1 protein-coding gene is annotated in these 458 nt (G+C 33.6%); it reads left to right on the forward strand.

Translation table 11 applies throughout. The features are described from left to right. Positions 1–384 (forward strand): hypothetical protein (locus CWB72_RS20665; RefSeq protein WP_171037375.1); only part of this gene is annotated, 384 nt, incomplete at its 5' end. Positions 385–458: the final 74 nt, after the last annotated feature.

A 458-nucleotide genomic window follows, 5' to 3' on the forward strand; every position in this document is an offset into this window, starting at 1 on the left:
GAGATCCTTTCATATATTGATACGCTAAATCTTAAGTATGATTCTTCGTTAGAAAATGATATTTCAAAACTTGCTCAGGACGCACAGAAACAGTTTAAAGTTGAAAGCATAGCCAAGTTAGAAAAAAGCACTGAAGTGGCAGGGAATCCGAAGTTATTCGAAAGAATGCTTCCTGATGTTGAAGCTGAAATGGCCAATAATTTAGCTATATTTCAAAATAACCTCAACGCCAAAGTGTTAGATTTGAAAGAAAACACTATCAAATCTCCTATAGAAAAATCTCTTTGGGTTGTAGAGTTTATGTTTTTGGCTATATCAATATTCATAGCTGGGATGTGGTTCAAAGATCCAGAAGGTAACTATGAACCATTTTTAGTTGGTTAAACTTCAGCTATGCTTTTAACATTATTAATAATCAAGCGTATAGGTAAACAGTAACCTAACAAGTGCCTAAACCA

It is taken from the genome of Pseudoalteromonas phenolica (genome assembly GCF_005886345.1).
Classification (GTDB): Bacteria; Pseudomonadota; Gammaproteobacteria; order Enterobacterales; family Alteromonadaceae; genus Pseudoalteromonas; species Pseudoalteromonas phenolica_A.